This is a genomic window from Akkermansia sp. AE01SA01 (assembly GCF_036417395.1).
Taxonomy (GTDB): Bacteria; Verrucomicrobiota; Verrucomicrobiia; order Verrucomicrobiales; family Akkermansiaceae; genus Akkermansia.
Genome location: NZ_CP143890.1, coordinates 498,334 through 514,283, shown reverse-complemented (window position 1 = coordinate 514,283; position 15,950 = coordinate 498,334). Strand labels below are relative to the sequence as shown.

Genomic DNA, 15,950 nt, shown 5'->3' with positions numbered 1-15,950 from the left:
GAAAGCGTCAATCCTTCCTTGCCGGCGGCAAAACCTTTCCATTGAAATAAACGGTAAATCCCTGGCACAGGGCGGAGCGTTGATACAAGCCCGAATCCTCCATCGCTTTTAATACGAGAGCATACCGGCCCGGGCGGGAAACGACAATGGCATCATAATCTGACCAATAATTCGCCGGAGGCTGAAAATGCCATCCATAAAATTCCCCTCCAAACTTATTGCAAAGGAGAAGAACCTTCATTCCTTTCTCCTGCAATGATTTGCAATAGGAAACAGCCTCCCGGTAATTTTCCCGGCTATAAATACCGCAAAAACGAATACGGAAATCGCTTGCCAGCCAGACAATCATCATCAGGATAAACAGAACAACCCGGCACCGGTCGGAAAACTTCCAGTTCTGGGGCCATACCTTGGACCAAATCAGGCACAATACAGGCAGCAGAGGAGCGCAATGCCTGCCGGAAAACCGGAAATCCATGGCTTCCGTTCCATAAAGAAACACAATTCCGGGAACCAGCACAAGAGCAAAGAGCGCCCATGGCAATGATCTGGAGGATTGCCTGCTCCACAATACAACTCCATAAATCAGGGTGCCAATCATGACTAGAGCGACAATACCTCCAAAAAACAATCCTTCCATCTTCCATAAGGAATCCAGGGTCGTACACAGTCTTAACTCGGCGCGCGGAGGCCCCAGCCCTGCCAGTCCCATGAGTTCATACAAGGATGCGGCCACATTAACAACCCAGCTGGAAGATATCACAACGGAACGGGCCCCGAGGGAAAGGGTATAGACATAATACGCGGCCAGCCCTGCAAACGGAAAAATCCAGCAAAATACGGCCTTCCAAAAACTCCGTCCTTTGAACTGCCGGAATGACAAGATGAAAAATGCAGCCATAAAGCCGAAACCCCATACAACCCCCGTCAGGCTTGTCAGGCACAGAAAAAACAAGGACCCAAAAATGGCATGGAACCTTGGCGGATGCCCTCTGCTAGCTTGATAAAGCAGCATGGTTACACCGCAGGAAGCCGCAATTTGTAAAATATAAGGGCGCAGTTCTTCAGTATAATAAATAAAAAACGGGGAAAGCAGCAGAATGACCAGGACTTTCGGCTCCTTTCTGAAGAACCAAGCTGCCAGAAAAACCCAGACCCCATTGAACAGGCGAAGAGCCAGCTCGGATTCGGCTCCCGTCACCTGATGCCACAAAAACAAAAGATAGTAATAAAAAGCAATCTGGGCATCACTTCCCCCAATTCGGCAAATTTGCCGCCAGCATTCTTCCAGGCTCGGCTGTACAGCACACAATGCTGTACAGCATTCATCAATCCAAAAACTCTGGTTATGAAATGAAAAACAGCACGACAGGAAAGACAAAACCAGCCAATTGTACTTTGCCCACCAGCCGCTACTATGTTCCTTCTGCATTGCACAAGGCAACATAGTAGATTGCCAAATTGGTGTCAAACTAAACAAAATAATTTAGAGAGAACCAACAACAACCAGAATGGCAACAGTAATGAAAATCTTTTCAGTCCATTTCCGACCAGCTCCGCAATCCTTCCCTGCTTGCGTCCATTTGCGGTACCTCTCCATGACAGGCCCCCGCACGCATGACATCCGGAATCGGCCATCCGTAAAAGACCGGTAGGTATTGTAAAGACAGGCAGGAGAATATTACTCATCCATGTGCACCTGGATTGCCGGCGTATTCTCCAGTTTGCAGTCGGCTATGGTCCACGTGCGCAGCGGTTCCACACGGTTGCCCTTGATCAGAATATTGGCGCATCTTCTGAACTGGAAGGGCTTCTGTCCCCATCCCCTGTAATCGTTGTTGTAAATAATCCTGTTGTTGATGAACTTGATATTTTCCGCGGAAATGGCAAACAGCAAGGGAACATCGAAGGTTTTAAACACGTTGTCCTCAATAAGAATGTTGCGGTGGTAATAGTCCTTCTGATTGTTCAGCTGCTTGACCTCCGGATAAATGGAAATGATCGCGTTGGTGAACTGATAGCGGGAGGTCAGGTTGTTGATGAACGTATTCCTGCGGATCACCACCTCGTGGCAGGCCCCGCTTTCGTACCAGCCCTGGGCATCTCCGGCCAGCAGAATGGCCGCTCCGGAGGAATGGTCAAACAGATTGCCTTCCACCAGCACCTTTTCAGGAGTGGTGAACAGGGTGCCTCGCGCCCGGTTGTTGCGGACAATATTGTTCCGGAACACGACAGACGGATAAAAATCAGCATTTTCAACGGCATCACCCGCCTTTACCCCGCCGGGAAGAGGTTCCTCCAGAGTGATCAGCAATTCCTTTTCATTCGCTTTGACGGCTGATTTTACAGTGCCCGTTTCTCGCGGTTCCAAGGTGGGGCCGTTGATAAAACGGATTTTTTCACCGGGAAGGAATACTTCAAAGCCTACGGCCTGGCGGTGCATATACCTGCATCTCAGAGTGTGGCTGTCCACCACCTCTTGAATTCCCAGGCAGGTGGAATGGACATTGATGGCGTCATCCATCATTCCTTCAAACAAAGCTTTTTCCACAATGATTTCACCACGGGTATTGGAAAAATGCGTAGCGTCCGCTCCGGACGTGTGTACCCGCTTCGTCCCCTTTCTGATGAAAACTCCCCCTCCCTTGATGCTGATATCCTCCGATCGCTGCGCCAGCAGCGCCATGCCGGTGCTTTGATGCAGGGCCACGTCATTCAAATGCGTCTTCCGCGCCCGGTAAATCACGCATCCCGGATGGGGGCGGTTGTAATTCCGGAATACCAGCGTATCGCCGGGCTTGATCCCTCTTTTCTTGAGGTTCCATTTCAGCTTGAGGCGGTTTCCTCCCACGGGCTCCACATGGCCATTCCATCCGATGTCCGCCGTATTGGCAATGATATGCCCCGTTCCCTTCTCAAAAGCCATGCAGCTGGCCATACCTTCCCGCCAGCCCTCCCCGATAAAGACAAATTTGTTGTTCTTGATTTCGTACGGATAGGTTTTCTTGTCTATCTCCACTTCCGTGAACTGGTCATCCACACTGGTCACGCTCCCTTCGGAATAATAGGGGCGTTCATAATCGACCGCCAGGCGCTCCACAGTGACGTTCTCGCTATCCATGATCAGCAGCGGAATCACCTTCCCGTGAAACAGGAACAGGGAACCATTCCCTTCAACCCTGACATCGTTCAGGTCCGTCAAAGGCACGCACACCGGATGAACGAGGGGCTGGTCGTGATTGGAAATGTAAAAACTCATGTCCAGTGCTCCATCCGGATAAAAATGATACACCCCTCTGGGAATGCTCAAAACGCCTCCGCCCCTTCTTCTCAGGGCGGAAATGGCGGCGCGCAAAGCCGGTCCCTGGTCCTTCCTGACACCGGAAATCATTCCGAACTTGGCTGCGTTCACTACGGCTGCCTGCATGGTACCTCCTTCCTTTCCGATTCTCCAGGCCAGATCCACCCAATCCGCGTGGTCATAGGAATTGTTCTCCACCCTGTCCGCCATCAAATACAGGTTCTTCAGGCCGTTGGCCGCCACCTTCACTGAAAATTTCTTGGCAGGCATCCCTCGTTTCATGACTCCGGAACTCCACAGTACCTCTGAGCCGCTCATCACACGAAACTCAACGCTTCCCTCCCCGTCAGTACCGTCATCCACGCCGCACGCGCCTTCAAAACTCACCACTCTTCCTCCCTGAATACTCGGCACCGGAAGGGGAATCATGGAAGTGGCATGCGTGCCAATGCCCCTTGCATACTTCTTGCCGCCTATGCTCAGTTCGGCATCTTTAAAAGACCTGTCCAGCCTGGTCTGCCCAGTCTCTTGCCGCGCCATCAGCAGGCTGGCGGCAGGCACTTCCACGGCCATCCGAGCAGGAGGGGGGACTTCTTCAGCACTCCGGCACGTCTCAAAAGACATGCCGGTCATGCAGGCCGCCGCAAAACACCAGGAGAACATTCTGTAAGACATGACGGTTATCATACTGCCGAATCACCCCTGTCCTATCAAACATTTTTTTGGAAAACGAATCCGCTACGAATGAACCTCCTGAAAACGGAGATTGCCTTTCCGCCGGAATTGATGGACACTGTCTTCATGAGACTAGGATTCATCATCTTGCCGGGCGTCCTTCTCACTCTCTCAGCCTGCGGCCGTGGGGGAGCTACCCTGGAGACGGACAATGTACAGGCGGAATGGTTCCCCAAAGGCAGCAGAACAGCCATTATTCTGGAGAATGAAACAGAACCGGGCGCCGATAAAGCGGCCCGGAACGCCCCCGCCGCACTCACTCTGCTTTATACGTCCCACGGGGACGGTCAGGGGGTGCTCAGTGTCAACGGAAATTCACCGGAAACAGCCACCGTGCGCCGTCAGGAGGCGAACATCAGCGCCACCTTTCATTTTAAAACACCCTCACGGGAAATCAGCCTCCATGAAGTCCGCCGCTCATCCGCGGATGGAAACGCGGCACGGCTGTCCGGCTGGACTTATCAGGAACAGCCCGGTGCGGTACCTCGCACCGGAGCGGCTGGCTCCCTTGCCATCACGGACAACTCACCCCGGTAGCCAGACATGCCCCTGATGAGACGGAAAGGATGGAAAATCTGGACAACGGTTCTGCTGACTGCTGGCATGGTGCTGGCGTGCCCCCATTGTTCCGTCCGTTCCCTGGTCTATCTGCCTCCCCAGCCCAAGGACAAGACCGCCTATCTGCAAAAACGCGCCGAGTGGGAACCCCACAGGCGCACCTTCCACCGGGAAGGAGCCAGCCTCAGCGGATGGCTCATTGAAAAACAAGGACAGCCCCTTCTTGTTTACTACGGTGGCAACGCCATGGACATCTCCATGATGCTGCCCTATCTGGATCAATTCCCCCACGCCAAGCTTCTTGTCAACTATCGCGGCTACGGCCTCAGTACCGGCAGTCCCACGGAACAGGCCATCATGGGAGATTCCCTGGCCATCCTGGACGACGTGCTGAAGGAAACGGGAAGAACCCCGGACGACGTTATTCTGGTAGGCCAGAGCCTCGGCTCCGGAGTAGCCACCCAGATAGCCTCCGTCCGGAACGTGAAAAAACTTGTGCTGCTGGTCCCATTTGACAGTCTGCTGGACACCGCCAGGGACCTCTTCCCCTATCTGCCTGTCAGGCACATCCTGCCCGACCACTTCCGTTCCGACCTGGCGGCCCCCAAAGTCTCCTGCCCCGTCAGCATCCTGGCGGCGGGATCGGATGAAGTCATTCCTCCGGCCCATGCCAAGCGGCTGCGCGACTGCTTCTCCACTCCCGTCAACTATCAGGAATTCCCCGGAGCCATGCACAACACCATCTGGCACAGTCCCGGATTTGACAAGGCGTTCGCCAAAAGCATCGATTACTGAACCGGCTTATGAACGGGGAGCCAGGGAAACCCTGCGCAAACATTCCCCCGCATGCTCCAGCAGCAGCCAGGAAGCGTCCTCCGGCAATGCGTCCGGAAACAGGTTGGCCCATTCCACAACCAGCACGGTGTCTCCGTCCAGATACTCATCCCAGCCTATCCCGAAAAGCTCGGACTCGTCCCGCAGCCGGTAGAAATCAAAGTGGCAGGCCCTCAACCGTCCGTCCCGGTGCTCATGCACCAGGGAAAACGTGGGACTGGCGGCAGCATCCGTGCTCCCCAGTCCTTCCATAATCCCCTGAGTCAGATGCGTCTTTCCCGCTCCAAGCTCTCCTACCACTCCTAGAACCTCGCCAGGCATTAAAATTTTACCTATTTCCCGTCCGAGAGCCTGCATTTCTTCCGGAGAATGCGTTAAAACAGCTCCATTTTTAAAAATTTTATGCCACTCGCTCATTTTTTTATGAAATTTTGCTTGTCTAAAGAAAAGTGATATGGTTTAGTGCGGCTCCCGCAACCGCGGGCGAACCTTAACAGTGATAGTAATGGCATACGCAATTTTCAAAACAGGTGGCAAGCAGTACCGCGTCCAGAAGGGCGACGTGATCGACGTTGAATGCATCAATACTCTTGAAGAGGGTGCCGAAGCAAGCTTCGATCAGGTGCTTATGGTGGAAAATGACGGAAACGTGACCCTCGGCTCCCCGACGGTGGAAGGCGCTACCGTCTCCGCCAAGGTAGTCAGCCAATTCCGCAACAAGAAGATTATCGCCTTCAAATTCAAGCGCCGCAAGGGCTTCCACAAGAAAAAAGGTTCCCGCCGCGCCATGACGAAGCTGGAAATCACCGACATTAAAGCCTAATTTCAACCTCTAATTTCATCTTAATCTTATGGCTCACAAGAAAGGTCAGGGTTCTGTCAAGAACGGTCGCGACTCCCGCAGCAAGCGCCTCGGCGTGAAAAAATTCGGCGGCCAGGAAGTAATCGCGGGCAACATCATCATCCGCCAGCGCGGCACCAAGTGGCACCCCGGCAAGGGCGTGGGCATGGGCCGTGACTACACCATTTTCTCCCTGGTGGACGGCCGCGTATTCTTCGACCGTGAAGGCCGCCGTGTCAATGTAGCTCCGGAAACCGAGTCCGCCAACTAATCGTTGCGGTTCACAGCTATTTCCCTGCAAGGGCGGCCATCCACAAGGTGACCGCCCTTCTTTTTCCCTGCCGTTCAAAACAAAGAACAGGAATTGTTCTTGCAAAATGATAGTGCCTTCTCCACTATTCCCCGCAGAGCATGAAATATAAAACGAGTTCCAAAACAGATACCTCGGACGCCGTAAAAACGGCTTCTACCCTTCCAGTCATTTCCGGCTTGAGGCTCACCAAGCAACGGCAGGAAGTATACCAGGTCCTTCTGGAACAGCGCGACCACCCCACGGCCAATGAAGTCTATCACCGGGTCCGCAAAAAACTCCCCAGCATCTCCCTGGCTACGGTCTACAACTGCCTGGAGGCCCTGGTAAACCACGGCTTGGTCAATCAGGTCAACTTTGAACGCAGCTCCTCCCGCTTTTGTCCCAACCTCGTCGACCACGGCCACTTCCAGGATACCCGGACCGGCCGGATTTACGACATTACCATCAAGGAAGGCGTGGACCTGAGGGAATTCATCAATCTGCCCGACGACGTATGCGTGGAAGAGGCCCAAATCACCTTGAGGGGCTCCATCATCACGCCGCAGGGTTAATTCCTCCTTTTACATCATGAGCTTGGTCATTAAAAATTTGCACGCCAGCGTGCAAGGCACGGAAATTCTTAAAGGCATCAATCTTGAAATCCCCAAGGGGGAAGTACACGCCATCATGGGGCCGAACGGCTCCGGAAAAAGCACGCTTTCCAAAGTTCTCTGCGGCCACCCGGATTATGAGGTAACGAGCGGGGAAGTCTGGCTGGACGGACAGAACCTGCTGGACATGAGTATTGACGAACGCAGCCGTGCCGGTCTTTTTCTTGCCTTCCAATACCCCATGGAAGTTCCCGGCGTGTCCAACGCCAACTTCCTGCGCGCGGCCATGCAGGCGCGCATGCCTCAGGGAGAGGAACTTGACGCCGTCACATTCTACAAGACGCTGTACGCGAAGATGGACCAGCTTGGCATGTCCCGCCAATTCACTTCACGAGCCGTGAATGAAGGCTTTTCCGGCGGGGAGAAAAAACGCAACGAAGTCCTTCAAATGCTCCTGCTGGATCCCCTTTACGCCATTCTGGACGAAACAGACTCCGGCCTGGATATCGACGCCCTCCGCATCGTCTCCGAAGGGGTCAACTCCATGCGTTCCCCTTTCCGCAGCTTCCTGGTCATCACCCACTACAAACGCCTGCTGGACTACATCAAACCGGACGTGGTCCACGTGCTGGCCGGCGGACGGATTGTCCGCACCGGGGGCGGAGAACTGGTGGACGAACTGGAAAGCAGAGGATATGAATTCCTGAAGGAGACCGAAGGAGTAGCCAACGCATAACCCGGCAATCCGGCAGTCATCATGAGCGAAACATCTGACACACCTGCGAACGACAGCACGCAAAACCCGTTTGACTTCGACAGGAGCAAGGGAAACTTCTCCTTCCCGGAACGCCACAAATTTGACGCAGGCTACGGCCTTACGGAAGCCACCATTGACTATATCTCCGACGTCAAGGACGAGCCGGACTGGATACGCCATTTCCGCAAAAACGCCCTGGCCGTCTTTGAAAGCAAGCCCATGCCCACACATTGGGCCTCCCCGGAAATTGAAAAAATAGACTTCTCCCAGATACGCTACTACCTGTCTGACGGAGAGCGGCCCAAAAGAAGCTGGGAAGACGTTCCGGAAGACGTCAAGCGAACCTTTGAGCGCCTGGGAGTGCCGGAACAGGAGCGGCAATTCCTGGCAGGCGTGGAAGCCCAGTACGACTCCGAATCCGCCTATTCCAACATGAAGGAGGAATTGCGTAGCCAGGGCGTCATCTTCGTCAACTCGACGGAAGGCCTCAAAAACCATGAAGAAATCTTCCGCCAGTGGTTCGGAAAAGTCATCCCTACGGGAGACAACAAATTCTCTGCCCTGAACAGCGCGGTATTCTCTGGCGGTTCCTTCATCTACGTGCCCAAGGGCGTAAAACTCAAGCACCCTCTTCAGGCATACTTTCGCATCAACTCGGAAAACTTCGGCCAGTTCGAACGTACCCTCATCATCGCGGACGAAGACGCGGAGCTCATGTATATGGAAGGCTGCACGGCGCCCCAGTTTGAAACGTCAACCCTCCACTCCGCCGTCGTGGAGCTGGTGGCCCTGAAAGGAGCGAAAATCCAGTACGTCACCGTGCAGAACTGGTCCTCCAACGTATTCAACATGGTTACCAAGCGCGGCCTTGCCATGGAGGACGCGGAAATCCGCTGGATTGACTGCAACATCGGCTCCGGCCTCACCATGAAATACCCCGCCGTGGTCCTCAAGGGCAAAAGGGCCAGAGGGGAAGTCATCTCCATCGCACTGGCCAATACGGGCCAGCACCAGGACACCGGCGCCAAAATGATCCACGCGGCGGACGACACTACGTCCAACATTGTCTCCAAATCCATCAGCATCGGAGAAGGCCGCGCCAGCTACCGCGGCCAGGTCGTCATGGGCAAGGGGCTCAAGGGCTGCAAGAACAATACGGAATGCGACGCTCTGCTGCTGGCGTCCAACAGCCGCACGGATACCTATCCCGCCATCACGGTGAAGGGAGACCGGAACATGGTACAGCATGAAGCGTCCGTCTCTCAGGTCTCGGAGGAAATGCTCTTTTACATGCAGCAGCGCGGCATTCCGAAAGCGGCGGCCATGTCCCTGGCGGTCAACGGCTTCATCAACGATCTCGTACAGGAATTCCCGATGGAATATTCCGTGGAACTGCGCAGGCTCATTGACTTGGAAATGGAAGACAGCATCGGATAAAGGAGGAAATGATGAATCAATTGCTCAACGACGAACAATTTCCGGCAGGCTTCCTCCCCGAATGGTTTGAAGCGCGGCACAGGCAGATGAAGGAACGGGCCGCACAGCTACCCGAACCTTCCCGCCGCGTGGAATCATGGCGGTTCGGGGCGCCTGCCAACGAATCCCTGGAAGGATTTGAAGCGGCATCCCCCCTGGACCCGGAAACCCTGGCAGCCATCATCAGGGACCATGCCTCCATGCCGGACGCCCTCCGGGTGGTGTATGCCAACGGACTGCCCGTTTCCATGCCGGAGGAACTCCCCGAAGGGCTTTCCGTGATGGATCTGGAAGACTTTGTTCTCCAATACCCGGACCTGGCGCGGAAACATTTGGAAAACATGCCGGAACTGCTCGGCTCCGACCGCCTGGCGGCCATGAACATGGCCCTCCAGCACAACGGACTGGTCATCATGGCGGACCGGGAAATCCCCCGGCCTCTGGAAATCTTCCACTTCATCTCCGGAGACAACGTGGCCGTCTTCCCCTACACACTGGTCATCACGGGAACCGGCGGCCGCCTCCGCATTCTGGAACGCCATGTCAGCGCGGATCACGGCATGCAGTTCTGCGGCGCCCTGCAACAACACCATCTTTCTTCCGTTTCCTCCGTCAAATACGCCCTGGTTCAGGAACTCAATGCCCGGTCACGGGTTGTGGAACTCAGCCACATCACGGCAGACGATTCCGCGGAAATGGAACACCTCACCAGCCATCCCGGCGCGGCATGGGCCAGGCAGGAAACGGTCTGCATCCTTACGGGAGACGAAGCCAACGTGCGCCTGCTCTCCGCCAATCATCTGAAGGAACGCAAGGAACTGGACCAAAGAACCTACCAAAAGCACCGCTACCGCGGAGCCTCCAGCAATCTGTTTTACGCCAACGTGCTGGACGACGACTCCGTCAGCATCTTCAGCGGTATGATCCTGGTGGAAGAGGGAGCGCACGATACCAGCGCCTACCAGAGCAACCGCAACCTGATCCTCAGTCCGCAGGCGGAAGCCAACTCCATTCCCGGCCTGGAAATTCTTGCAGACCGGGTGCAATGCTCCCACGGTTCCGCCACTTCATCCATCTCCCCGGAAGAAATCTTCTATCTTCTTTCACGCGGCATTCCGGAACAAACGGCGCGCAGAATGATTGCCCAGGGATTCCTGAAGCATGCCCTGGACCAGTTCAGCGATGAAGCCATCCGCGCTGCGGTGGAAAACATTGTCGTGCCCTGATTCCCGTCTTTCCGGATACATCCCGAGCACCCCCCGGAGACAACCAACGTTTTTCCGCCGGCAGGAGCAGGACTTCACCGTTCATTCCAGAACGCGGCATCCTTTCCTGATTGGTCCTGTTTCATGAAATTTCATGCTTCCCGGGACTATATATCCTGCAGCATGCATTTTCCCCATTCCTGTTACCTGCTCATATTCCTCCTCATGCATGCAGCCGGGGCGGAATGCCCCAATATTGAGCTCATTAACGCAGACGATTTGGGCTGGATGGAAGTAGGGTGCCACGGCCAGAAGAAAATCAAAAAATCGAATCTCAATAGACTGGCTTCCGAAGGCCAGCGATGGGTATACTTCTATTCCGGTGCTCGGTCTGCTCCCCCGTCCCGCAACGTCTTGCTGACCGGCAAACATACGGGCAGCTACGACATTCAGGACCTGAAACGCGTGGATGCCCGTGAAAACTGGCGGGACCTCAAGGGTGACTGGCCCATCAGAACAGAAACCTATACCCTCCCGGAAGCCCTGAAAAAAGCCAGTTACACCGCTGCAGTATTTGGTAAATGGGGCATAGGCGACTTCGGGGCCGCGGGCACCCCGGACAAGCATGGCGTGGACAGGTTCTACGGTTATATGGACCAGAAAGCCTGCCACACCTAATATCCTCCCTATCTCTGAAACGACGGGAAAAAGGAAATGCTCAACACCTCCCTGCCCCCTGCCACCATCGGGCTCGGTTCCCAGCCACAGGAGGAAATACTGGTGGACATCTACCGCGCGGAAAAGCACAGTTCTGATCTGATTACAGATAAAATGCTGGAATTCATCAAAAGGCAGGCGCAGGGGGAAAAGCCCTTTTTCCCGTATTACGCCCCGCAGGAACCTCACGTGGCCATGCAGCCCCTGCAGGAATGGATTGACCGTTACCCGCGCGACTGGAACAAGCGCCCCTACCGGGGAGAAAACGGCTATCTGCCCCATCCGCTCCCCAGGGCTCCTATGCCGGCATGATCTCCCAGATGGGCCACAATGTAGGCCGCCTGCTACAAACACTGGAAACATGCGGTCTTGAGAAAAACACCATCGTCATCTTTACCAGCGACAACGCACGACACACGACGCGTGGACCATGAATTCTTCAACTCCGTTGGAAGCCTGAAAGGCCAGCTTTACGAAGGAGAAATCAGAGTCCCCGGCATCATCCGCTGGCCCGGAAAAATCTCTCGCGGCAGAACCATCACCCAGCCGGCATTCCATGCCGATGTGATGCCCACGCTGTGCGCCCCGCGGGGAAGGATGCAGGTTCCCCGCTCGGCACGGACCTTTCCCCGTCCTACTCAGCAAAAAAGCGGTTCTGAAAGACCGACGCCCCCTGGCCTGGGCCGGCGGGAGCTACAGAGACCAGGCAGCCGTGCGCTTCGATACAATGAAAGTCATGCGCCGCAACCTCTTTCCAGGCAAAAAAACCGGCCAACTGGGAAGTATACGACATCTCCACAGTCCCTCGGAAACACATGACCTCGCTTCCAGCCGCCGCGACCTCATCGAGTTGGCCGTTTCCGTTCTGGATAAGGAGAGCAAATCCTCTTCCGGCTTCCCGGATCTACGCTACAAAGCCCTGGAACAAACGGGCAAATGATGCCGGAGAAAATGAGGGGCTTCCATCTCCCTTCCCTTTCAACTCTACCCTTGACGTGACACGCGCCGGAGGTAATCTTTCCCGCATGAATCTTATTTCTTCCCTTCTTTCCAGGGTGCTCCATGGAGCGTCCTGCACCAGAGAAGAACTGATAGCCCTGAACCGGGAACCGCTGGAAGAATTGTGCCGGTCAGCCAATACCATCCGGAAACATTTCTGCGGAAACGTCTTCGACCTCTGCACCATCATCAACGGACGCAGCGGCAGATGCTCGGAAAACTGCAAGTACTGCGCCCAGTCTGCGCACTATTCCACGGCTGTGGAGGAATACCCCCTGCTGAGCGACGAAGCGTTGCTGGCGGGGGCCAGATATAATGAAAACAAGGGAATCCTCCGCTACTCCATTGTCACCTCCGGAAAAAGGCTGACGGATGCGGACGTGGCCCAGCTCTGCGCCAGCTACAAAAACATTGCCGCCCGATGCGGCATTTCCCTGTGCGCCTCCCACGGTCTTCTCTCCAAAAAGCACTGCGAGCAATTGAAAGCGGCGGGCGTCACCCGTTACCATAACAATCTGGAAACCTCCCGCCGCAACTTCCCGAACATCTGCACCACCCACACGTACGACGACAAGATACAGACGATCAAGTGGGCCATGGAAGCCGGTCTGGAAGTATGCAGCGGCGGCATCATGGGGCTGGGAGAAACATGGGAAGACAGAATTGACATGTACATGGACATTGCCGCCCTGGGCATCAAATCCGCTCCCATCAACTTCCTGACCCCCATTCCCGGCACCCCCTATGCGGACATGACTCCGCTGGGGGAAGAAGAACAATTGCGCATCGTGGCACTTGTGCGCTTCATCATGCCGGACGGGTTCGTCCGCATTGCCGCGGGGCGGAACACCATGCAGGACCATGGCCGGAAAATCTTCATGTCCGGGGCCAACGCCGCCATTTCCGGCGACATGCTCACCACCTCCGGAGTAACGATCAGGGAGGATCTGGCCATGCTCGCGGAACTGGGATACGAAGTCCGCATGAAATAAGCTTTCCCGGCTTACTGCCCCTCCCCCCCTTCATCATGAATCACGCTGACTGGTCAAAAAAAGATCTGGAATACATCTGGCACCCCTGTTCCCAGATGAAGGACTATGAAACGCTGCCCCCCATCGTCATCGACCACGGCCGGGGAATCAGCCTGTACGACGTAGACGGCAAACGCTACATGGACGTCGTCAGTTCCTGGTGGTGCAACCTGCTGGGCCATTGCCATCCCAAAATCAGCCAGGCCGTCAAGAACCAGCTTGATTCCCTGGAGCACGTCATCTTTGCCAACTTCTCGCACAAGCCCGCCATCACCTTGTGCGAGGAATTGATGAAAAAAATTCCGCCAGGACTTTGCAAATTCAATTTTTCCGACAACGGCTCAGCTTCCATTGAATCGGCGATGAAGATGAGCTTCCAGTACCATTACCAGACAGGCAACCGCCGGAAAGTGCGTTTCATGTCCCTGAGCGACGGCTACCACGGGGAAACCCTGGGCGCCCTGTCCGTCGGCGGCCTGGATCTGTACTCTGAACTCTACAAGCCGCTTCTGCTCGACATCGTGCGCATTCCCGCTCCGGACTGCTACCGCTGTCCCAAAGAAAAAAAACGCGGATGCTGCCAGGCGGAATGCATTGACGCGGCGCAGGAAGTATTCGCGCGCCACGGTGAAGAATGCGCTGCCCTGCTGGTGGAACCCCTGCTCCAGGGATCGGCCGGCATGAGAATGTACCCCCCTTCCTATCTTGCCAAGCTCCGCACCCTGTGCGATTCCTACGGCGTCCATCTCATTGCGGATGAAATCGCCACGGGATTTGGCCGTACAGGCAGCATGTTCGCATGCGACCAAGCGGGAATCACCCCGGACATCATGTGCATCTCCAAGGGGCTGACGGGCGGTTACATGCCCATGTCCATTGCCATCACCACGCAAAAAATCTACGATGCCTTTTATGCGGACTATCGGGAGGGCAAAGCCTTCATGCACAGCCACACCTATGCCGGCAACCCGTTGGGCTGTTCCGCCGCGCTGGCCGTTCTGAAGGTGCTGGATGAAGAACAAATTATTCCCCGTGCACAGGAAAAGGCCCCCTTCTTCCATCAATTGATCGTGGATGCCCTGGGAGATCATCCCCATGTGGGGGAAATCCGCTACTTGGGGCTCGTCAACGCTATCGAACTGGTGGAAGACCGGAAAAGCAGGAAAAGCTTCCCGTCCGAACGGCGTCTGGGCTACCAGATTTACAAGGAAGCCCTTAAACAGGGGCTGCTGCTCCGTCCGCTGGGCGACGTGCTGTACTTCAATCCGCCTCTCGTCATCTCCCCGGAAGAAATGCAGGAGGCTGTTTCCATCTGTGCCGGCTGCGTCCGGAAAATACTGGGATAAACATTCTCCGCGGCAAAACGATATGTCCGGCAATTTTTTTGAAGGAAAGATGAAACTTTTTTTCATACGCGGTGTTTGTTAAAATACCCTGTAAACCCTCCGCACCGTTATGATACACTTCAATCCCCTGCATAAACGTCCGGCGCTTTCCGCGCTCATCCTCCTTGTCATGGGTTCCGGCTTTTGCCAGGCCCAGGAACTGCTTTCCGATTCCGCCAGAAAAGAAGCGACGGAATGGCTCAAGGAAGTCAAAACCGGGCATCTGAACACCAGTTCGGCCCGTCTTCAAAAAGCCATGGCCGCTCTGACAACCGCCATTGCCACGGAAAACGCCGCCATGAAACTTTACGTGGACGCCATGAAAGACAGATTCCTGAATCCTACCAGCATGATGTCCCGCATGCTGAACCGCGGCGGCGGCGGTTACCGGATGATGCGCATGCCCGCCATGAACGGCGGCAGAGGCGGCAACAATGGCCGCAACGGCAGCCAGAATGAAAGCCCAAGCTCCGCCTTCTCCAACTGGCGGAAGCAAAACACGGGCAACAATGTAGCTCCCGGCTTTAAAAAGGCCCTCCAGCTCCAGTGCAAATGGATGCTGCTCTGCCTGAAAAAAGCGGAGGCGGAAAAAAATGAGCGCGAGATCAACGTTTCCGCCAACGTGCTGTCCATGCTGGATGAAGTGGCCGCCAACGCCAAGGACGTGGGCGAACAGCTAGCCATGGTAGGCGGAGCCAGCGACGTCATCCGCACTTATCTGAACATCAGTGATTACCGTTCGGAAACCCTGCCGGACAACCTAATGGACCTCAATGGCATCTTCGAGCGCGTGCTTCTGGCCCCGTACAAGGAAAACAAGGATGTGGAAAACTTCCGCAAGCTCTGGAACAAACGCATCAGCCTGGAACTGGCTCTGCTGATGAACAACACCGCCAGCGACAAGAAGACGGCTGAAGTGGAAAAGGCCAACTTCCTCCTTAAAAGGCAGTGGGAACGGGAAAAAGCCTGTTTTGAACTCGGCGACCAGGTTGCTTCTCTGGACAAGATGAAGAGCCTGCTTCCCGGCATCAAGGACCCCAACGACAAGCAGCGGGCCATCCGGGATCTGGAATACCTGCTTCTAAGCCCGGCGGAAAAGGAAAAACTCCGTGAAGACCGTACCAACCGCCGCATGCCGCCGGGAGGTCCGCGCTTCTAAAGGGGCCAACAGACTGCTCCTTTTTTCATCCCCCGGTCCGTCAACCGGG

General features: G+C 55.2%; 17 protein-coding genes. 14 read left to right on the top strand and 3 right to left on the bottom strand.

Annotation, left to right across the window (positions count from 1 at the left end; translation table 11 throughout):
- Positions 1-7 precede the first annotated feature (7 nt).
- Complete coding sequence (locus V3C19_RS02055) at positions 8-1,432, bottom strand: hypothetical protein (protein WP_295932989.1); 1,425 nt, start codon at positions 1,430-1,432, stop codon at positions 8-10.
- 249 nt (positions 1,433-1,681) lie between these two features.
- Positions 1,682-3,976, bottom strand: coding sequence for an NPCBM/NEW2 domain-containing protein (locus V3C19_RS02050; RefSeq protein WP_295932993.1), 2,295 nt, complete (start codon positions 3,974-3,976; stop codon positions 1,682-1,684).
- Between the two features lie 69 nt (positions 3,977-4,045).
- Here V3C19_RS02050 and V3C19_RS02045 point away from each other — a divergent pair, with 69 nt between their 5' ends.
- Both V3C19_RS02045 and V3C19_RS02040 read left to right on the top strand, forming a co-directional pair.
- Positions 4,046-4,573, top strand: a complete 528-nt coding sequence (locus V3C19_RS02045; protein ID WP_295932997.1) for a hypothetical protein — start codon at positions 4,046-4,048, stop codon at positions 4,571-4,573.
- Positions 4,574-4,579: 6 nt separating this feature from the next.
- Positions 4,580-5,389: an alpha/beta fold hydrolase gene (locus V3C19_RS02040; RefSeq protein ID WP_295933000.1), complete on the top strand. Its 810-nt coding sequence runs from the start codon at positions 4,580-4,582 to the stop codon at positions 5,387-5,389.
- Between the two features lie 6 nt (positions 5,390-5,395).
- Here V3C19_RS02040 and tsaE read toward each other — a convergent pair whose 3' ends face one another.
- Positions 5,396-5,749 (bottom strand): tRNA (adenosine(37)-N6)-threonylcarbamoyltransferase complex ATPase subunit type 1 TsaE, encoded by a 354-nt coding sequence (tsaE, locus tag V3C19_RS02035; protein WP_330937137.1) that lies wholly within the window; start codon positions 5,747-5,749, stop codon positions 5,396-5,398.
- 184 nt (positions 5,750-5,933) lie between these two features.
- Here tsaE and rplU point away from each other — a divergent pair, with 184 nt between their 5' ends.
- The 12 genes from rplU to V3C19_RS01975 all read left to right on the top strand — a co-directional run bounded on the left by rplU (position 5,934) and on the right by V3C19_RS01975 (position 15,901).
- A complete protein-coding gene (gene rplU, locus V3C19_RS02030) occupies positions 5,934-6,251 on the top strand; it encodes a 50S ribosomal protein L21 (RefSeq protein WP_130084000.1) in 318 nt (105 codons plus the stop codon).
- Between the two features lie 28 nt (positions 6,252-6,279).
- On the top strand, positions 6,280-6,540 hold the full coding sequence (gene rpmA, locus V3C19_RS02025; RefSeq protein WP_067574044.1) for a 50S ribosomal protein L27: 261 nt from the start codon (positions 6,280-6,282) through the stop codon (positions 6,538-6,540).
- Between the two features lie 140 nt (positions 6,541-6,680).
- A complete protein-coding gene (locus V3C19_RS02020; RefSeq protein WP_082770183.1) occupies positions 6,681-7,133 on the top strand; it encodes a transcriptional repressor in 453 nt (150 codons plus the stop codon).
- Between the two features lie 16 nt (positions 7,134-7,149).
- On the top strand, positions 7,150-7,908 hold the full coding sequence (gene sufC / locus V3C19_RS02015) for a Fe-S cluster assembly ATPase SufC (protein ID WP_130084001.1): 759 nt from the start codon (positions 7,150-7,152) through the stop codon (positions 7,906-7,908).
- 21 nt (positions 7,909-7,929) lie between these two features.
- Positions 7,930-9,366: a Fe-S cluster assembly protein SufB gene (gene sufB / locus V3C19_RS02010; RefSeq protein WP_130084002.1), complete on the top strand. Its 1,437-nt coding sequence runs from the start codon at positions 7,930-7,932 to the stop codon at positions 9,364-9,366.
- A gap of 8 nt (positions 9,367-9,374) precedes the next feature.
- The gene (locus tag V3C19_RS02005) at positions 9,375-10,631 is read left to right on the top strand and encodes a SufD family Fe-S cluster assembly protein (protein WP_295933005.1); all 1,257 of its coding nucleotides are present in this window, start codon (positions 9,375-9,377) and stop codon (positions 10,629-10,631) included.
- 204 nt (positions 10,632-10,835) lie between these two features.
- Complete coding sequence (locus V3C19_RS02000; RefSeq protein WP_330937136.1) at positions 10,836-11,288, top strand: sulfatase-like hydrolase/transferase; 453 nt, start codon at positions 10,836-10,838, stop codon at positions 11,286-11,288.
- Positions 11,289-11,324: 36 nt separating this feature from the next.
- The gene (locus V3C19_RS01995) at positions 11,325-11,639 is read left to right on the top strand and encodes a hypothetical protein (RefSeq protein WP_330937135.1); all 315 of its coding nucleotides are present in this window, start codon (positions 11,325-11,327) and stop codon (positions 11,637-11,639) included.
- 424 nt (positions 11,640-12,063) lie between these two features.
- Entirely contained in the window at positions 12,064-12,267 is a 204-nt protein-coding gene (locus V3C19_RS01990; protein ID WP_295933008.1) for a hypothetical protein, read from the top strand.
- A gap of 85 nt (positions 12,268-12,352) precedes the next feature.
- Positions 12,353-13,318: a biotin synthase BioB gene (gene bioB, locus V3C19_RS01985; RefSeq protein WP_295933011.1), complete on the top strand. Its 966-nt coding sequence runs from the start codon at positions 12,353-12,355 to the stop codon at positions 13,316-13,318.
- A 35-nt stretch (positions 13,319-13,353) separates the two neighbouring features.
- Positions 13,354-14,703 (top strand): adenosylmethionine--8-amino-7-oxononanoate transaminase, encoded by a 1,350-nt coding sequence (gene bioA, locus V3C19_RS01980; RefSeq protein WP_295933013.1) that lies wholly within the window; start codon positions 13,354-13,356, stop codon positions 14,701-14,703.
- A gap of 169 nt (positions 14,704-14,872) precedes the next feature.
- On the top strand, positions 14,873-15,901 hold the full coding sequence (locus tag V3C19_RS01975; RefSeq protein WP_149874375.1) for a hypothetical protein: 1,029 nt from the start codon (positions 14,873-14,875) through the stop codon (positions 15,899-15,901).
- Positions 15,902-15,950: the final 49 nt, after the last annotated feature.

What these genes read in the sequence shown, in the direction of transcription:
- V3C19_RS02055 (WP_295932989.1), bottom strand. Translation starts at nt 1,432, where the DNA reads ATGCAGAAGGAACATAGTAGCGGCTGGTGGGCAAAGTACAATTGGCTG.
- V3C19_RS02050 (WP_295932993.1), bottom strand. Translation starts at nt 3,976, where the DNA reads ATGTCTTACAGAATGTTCTCCTGGTGTTTTGCGGCGGCCTGCATGACC.
- V3C19_RS02045 (WP_295932997.1), top strand. Translation starts at nt 4,046, where the DNA reads ATGAACCTCCTGAAAACGGAGATTGCCTTTCCGCCGGAATTGATGGAC.
- V3C19_RS02040 (WP_295933000.1), top strand. Translation starts at nt 4,580, where the DNA reads ATGCCCCTGATGAGACGGAAAGGATGGAAAATCTGGACAACGGTTCTG.
- tsaE (WP_330937137.1), bottom strand. Translation starts at nt 5,749, where the DNA reads ATGCCTGGCGAGGTTCTAGGAGTGGTAGGAGAGCTTGGAGCGGGAAAG.
- rplU (WP_130084000.1), top strand. Translation starts at nt 5,934, where the DNA reads ATGGCATACGCAATTTTCAAAACAGGTGGCAAGCAGTACCGCGTCCAG.
- rpmA (WP_067574044.1), top strand. Translation starts at nt 6,280, where the DNA reads ATGGCTCACAAGAAAGGTCAGGGTTCTGTCAAGAACGGTCGCGACTCC.
- V3C19_RS02020 (WP_082770183.1), top strand. Translation starts at nt 6,681, where the DNA reads ATGAAATATAAAACGAGTTCCAAAACAGATACCTCGGACGCCGTAAAA.
- sufC (WP_130084001.1), top strand. Translation starts at nt 7,150, where the DNA reads ATGAGCTTGGTCATTAAAAATTTGCACGCCAGCGTGCAAGGCACGGAA.
- sufB (WP_130084002.1), top strand. Translation starts at nt 7,930, where the DNA reads ATGAGCGAAACATCTGACACACCTGCGAACGACAGCACGCAAAACCCG.
- V3C19_RS02005 (WP_295933005.1), top strand. Translation starts at nt 9,375, where the DNA reads ATGATGAATCAATTGCTCAACGACGAACAATTTCCGGCAGGCTTCCTC.
- V3C19_RS02000 (WP_330937136.1), top strand. Translation starts at nt 10,836, where the DNA reads ATGCATGCAGCCGGGGCGGAATGCCCCAATATTGAGCTCATTAACGCA.
- V3C19_RS01995 (WP_330937135.1), top strand. Translation starts at nt 11,325, where the DNA reads ATGCTCAACACCTCCCTGCCCCCTGCCACCATCGGGCTCGGTTCCCAG.
- V3C19_RS01990 (WP_295933008.1), top strand. Translation starts at nt 12,064, where the DNA reads ATGCGCCGCAACCTCTTTCCAGGCAAAAAAACCGGCCAACTGGGAAGT.
- bioB (WP_295933011.1), top strand. Translation starts at nt 12,353, where the DNA reads ATGAATCTTATTTCTTCCCTTCTTTCCAGGGTGCTCCATGGAGCGTCC.
- bioA (WP_295933013.1), top strand. Translation starts at nt 13,354, where the DNA reads ATGAATCACGCTGACTGGTCAAAAAAAGATCTGGAATACATCTGGCAC.
- V3C19_RS01975 (WP_149874375.1), top strand. Translation starts at nt 14,873, where the DNA reads ATGGGTTCCGGCTTTTGCCAGGCCCAGGAACTGCTTTCCGATTCCGCC.